Origin of the sequence: Kitasatospora sp. NPDC059747 (genome assembly GCF_042732955.1) — a bacterium.
Classification (GTDB): Bacteria; Actinomycetota; Actinomycetes; order Streptomycetales; family Streptomycetaceae; genus Kitasatospora.
The window spans coordinates 1-3,779 of sequence record NZ_JBHWGV010000249.1; the positions used below are offsets into that span (position 1 = coordinate 1).

Annotated in this window: 3 protein-coding genes; 1 reads left to right on the plus strand and 2 read right to left on the minus strand. The window is 73.8% G+C overall.

Features of this window, described 5'->3' with window-relative positions; translation table 11 throughout:
• Window positions 1-105 precede the first annotated feature (105 nt).
• The gene (gene aceA / locus ACFV4G_RS43140; RefSeq protein ID WP_380449083.1) at window positions 106-1,398 is read right to left on the minus strand and encodes an isocitrate lyase; all 1,293 of its coding nucleotides are present in this window, start codon (window positions 1,396-1,398) and stop codon (window positions 106-108) included.
• 345 nt (window positions 1,399-1,743) lie between these two features.
• Here aceA and ACFV4G_RS43145 point away from each other — a divergent pair, with 345 nt between their 5' ends.
• Window positions 1,744-3,147 carry a short-chain fatty acyl-CoA regulator family protein gene (locus ACFV4G_RS43145; RefSeq protein ID WP_380449085.1) on the plus strand — a complete coding sequence of 468 codons (1,404 nt, stop codon included), beginning with the start codon at window positions 1,744-1,746 and terminating at the stop codon, window positions 3,145-3,147.
• 17 nt (window positions 3,148-3,164) lie between these two features.
• On the opposite strand, the gene ACFV4G_RS43150 is transcribed toward ACFV4G_RS43145, so the two are convergent.
• Entirely contained in the window at window positions 3,165-3,650 is a 486-nt protein-coding gene (locus ACFV4G_RS43150) for a hypothetical protein (RefSeq protein ID WP_380449087.1), read from the minus strand.
• Window positions 3,651-3,779 lie beyond the last annotated feature (129 nt).

Here is a 3,779-nt window from a genome sequence, read left to right on the forward strand (position 1 = left end):
GGCGGGGGGGGGGGGGGGGGGGGGGAGCGGGCGCTCCCACTCCCCCGCGCGCCGGGGGGGGGGGGTTTAGGGGGCCACGCTCCGCTCTGCCCCCCCCGGGGTGGATCAGTGGAACTGCTCGGCCTCCGTGGAGCCGGTCAGGGCGAGGGTCTCGGCGTTCGGGTTGAGCGCGGTGGACACCAGGTCGAAGTACCCGGTGCCGACCTCGCGCTGGTGCTTGACGGCGGTGTAGCCGTCCGGCACCGCGGCGAACTCGGCCTCCTGGAGGTCGACGTACGCCGTCATGCCGTGCTCGGCGTAGCCGCGGGCGAGCTGGAACATCGAGTGGTTGAGCGCGTGGAAGCCGGCCAGCGTGATGAACTGGAAGCGGTAGCCCATCGCGCCCAGCTCCCGCTGGAACTTGGCGATCCGGTCGTCGTCCAGCGCGGCCTTCCAGTTGAAGGACGGCGAGCAGTTGTACGCGAGCATCTTGTCCGGGTACTCGGCCTTGATCGCCTCGGCGAACTCGCGCGCCTGGGCGAGGTCCGGGGTGCCGGTCTCCACCCAGATGAGGTCCGCGTACGGGGCGAAGGCCAGGCCACGGGAGATCACCGGCGCCATGCCGGGCTCGACCCGGTAGAAGCCCTCGGCGGTGCGCTCGCCGGTGCAGAAGCGGGCGTCGCGCTCGTCGACGTCGGTGGTGAGGAGGTTGGCGGCGAGCGCGTCGGTGCGGGCGATGATCAGGGTCGGCACGTCGGCCAGATCGGCCGCCAGGCGGGCGGAGTTGAGGGTGCGGATGTGCTGGGCGGTGGGCACGAGGACCTTGCCGCCGAGGTGCCCGCACTTCTTCTCCGAGGCGAGCTGGTCCTCGTAGTGGATGCCCGCCGCGCCGGCCGCGATCATGCCCTTGGTGAGCTCGAAGGCGTTCAGCGGGCCGCCGAAGCCGGCCTCGGCGTCGGCGACGATCGGCACCAGCCAGTCCGGCCCGTCGGTGCCCTCGGCGGCGTCGATCTCGTCGGCGCGCAGTAGGGCGTTGTTGATCCGGCGCACCACCTGGGGCACGGAGTTGGCGGGGTACAGGCTCTGGTCCGGGTACGTCTGGCCGGCCTGGTTGGCGTCCGCGGCGACCTGCCAGCCGGACAGGTAGATCGCCTGCAGCCCGGCCTTCACCATCTGGACGGCCTGGCCGCCGGTGAGCGCGCCGAGCGCGTGGACGTAGTCCCGCTCGTGCAGTTGGCGCCACAGGCGCTCCGCGCCGCGCCGGGCCAGGGTGTGCTCCTCGCGCAGCGTGCCCGAGAGGCGGACGACGTCGGCCGCGGTGTACGTGCGCTCGACGCCGGCCCAGCGGGGGTCGGACGCCCACCGCGCGGCCAGCTCCGCCGCCTGCTGCTCCTGCTGCTGCCGAACCGACTGGGTCATGGTGATCCGCTCCCGGGGGTGTCTTGCGAAGGATGTGAGGTACCTCTCTCCGCACGGGGGAGAGGGCGGTCGGGCGGCGCCGGGCAGCGATGGAACACCGCGGGACGTGGTCGCCCGGACGGCAGCGCAGCGCAGTTGACCTGCCCTTTCGGTGCCGTCCTGTGCGCCTCCCGGCCGCAGCACCGACTCTGGCACCCGGTGCCGCCGCCGTCACCGATGGAGCCGGGCCAATTTCTGCGAAGCATCGCCGGCGGATCGGCGAAGGTTGCGAAGGCCCTCCGCGCCTCATCGCGGCTAGGCTGCCCGAGCCACGCCGATCGTCGACACCGAGGGGAAGCCAGGACGATGGGAAAGACCTTCGCGGGTGCCAGACTCCGCCGGCTCAGGGAGGAACGCGGACTGAGCCAGGCCGGCATGGCGCGGCTCGTCGACCTCTCGCCCAGCTACCTCAACCAACTGGAGCACGATGCACGCCCGTTGACCGTCCCCGTCCTGCTGCGCCTCACCGAGGCGTTCGGCGTCGAGGCCGGGTACTTCGCCCCGCCGGACAGCGCCCGGCTCACCGCCGAGCTGCGCGACGCCCTCGGCGACGACCTCGCGGCCGGCCGGATCACCCCGGGCGACCTCGACGAGCTCGCGGCCCGACTGCCCGCCGTGGCCCGGCTGTTGACGGACCTGGGCCGCGGGCGCAGCACGATGGCCGAGCAGCTCGCCGTGCTCGCGGGCGACCGGGGACCGGGTGCGGACGCCCGCACCCCGCACGAGGAAGTCCGCGAGTTCTTCTACCGCCGTCAGAACTACATCCATGAACTCGACACCGCGGCCGAGGAGTTGGCGAGCGTCATCCGACTCAGGCGCGGCGAGGTCAGGGCGGTGCTGGCCGACCGGCTGACCTCCGTGCACGGCGTCCGGATCGCCGCCGGCGGGGACCAGCTGCACCGGTACGACCCGGGCCGACGGATCCTGCGGCTCTCCGACCGGCTGCGCCCCGGCCAGCAGGCCTTCCGCCTCGCCACCCAGCTCGCGTACCTGGAGCACGACGCGCTGCTCACCGAACTCGCGGCCCAGGACAGCTTCGAGGGCTCGGCGGCCCACTCGCTCACCCGGATCGGCCTGGCCAACTACTTCGCCGCCGCCCTCGTCCTGCCCTACGCCGCCTTCCACGCCGAGGCCGAGTCCGCCCGCTACGACATCGAGCACCTCGCCGACCACTTCGGCGTCGGCTACGAGACGGTCTGCCACCGCCTCAGCACCCTGCAGCGCTCCGGCCTGCGCGGGGTGCCGTTCTCGTTCGTGCGGGTCGACCGCGCCGGGAACGTCTCCAAGCGGCAGTCCGCCACGGCCTTCCACTTCTCCCGCACCGGCGGCACCTGCCCGCTGTGGAACGTCTACGACGCCTTCGCCTCCCCGGGCCGCGTCCACGTCCAGGTCGCCGCGATGCCCGACGGCCGCCGCTACCTCTGGACCGCCCGCGCCGTCACGCGCTCACCCAGCGGCTGGGGCCGGCCGGGCAAGACCTTCGCGATCGGCCTCGGCTGCGAGCTCCGGCACGCGGCCCGCCTCGTCTACTCCACCGGCCTGGACCTGGCCGACGAGGCCGCCGCGACCCCCATCGGCCTCGGCTGCAAGGTCTGCGAGCGCCCCGCCTGCCCCCAGCGCTCCGCCCCGGCCATCGGCCGGCCGCTGGCCGTCGACGAGCACACGAGCACGTTCGTCCCGTACGCGGTGCGGGCCGACGCGGAACGCTGAAGCAGGACGGCCGCCCGTCAGGCGAAGCAGAACAGCGCTTCGTAGAGGGTGACGGGGCCGTCCGCGTCGGGGAGCCGGAGCGGGACGGTGCGGGCCAGCTCCGGTGCGGAGAGCAGGGCGAAGCCGGCTGCGCGGGTGAGTGCGGCGAGCCGGTGCACCTCGGTGCCGGGCTCCGCGGCGGACGCCCGGGCGGCCGGGGCACCGGGGGCGGGGAAGAGGCACCGGTCGGTCTCGTACCCGTCGGGGTGCAGGGCGAAGGCCGTGGCGTACGGCCCGATGACGGACAGGCGCAGGACGGCTCCGCCGCCGGCCCAGCCGATCCGCCAGACCGAGCCGACGTCGCAGTTGTCGTCGGTGATGTCCTCGACCTGCCAGGACGACGGGAGGGACGCCCGGAACGGGCGGTACGGGTCCTGTTCGAGCAGCTTGCCGATCCGGTGGTAGGTCGGGTGGTCGAGGCTGCCGTAGGCGCGGCGGGCGAACTCTTCGAAGGCCGCGGTCATCACGGGTCTCCTCTCGTCAGCGTGATGGTGTGGTGCGGTGCGGGGCCCGGGGGGGGGGGGGGCGCGAGGGCGGCGCCGCGGGGGGGCCCGGGGGACGCAGTGTGGTCTCGGAGTCACAAGCCCCACACA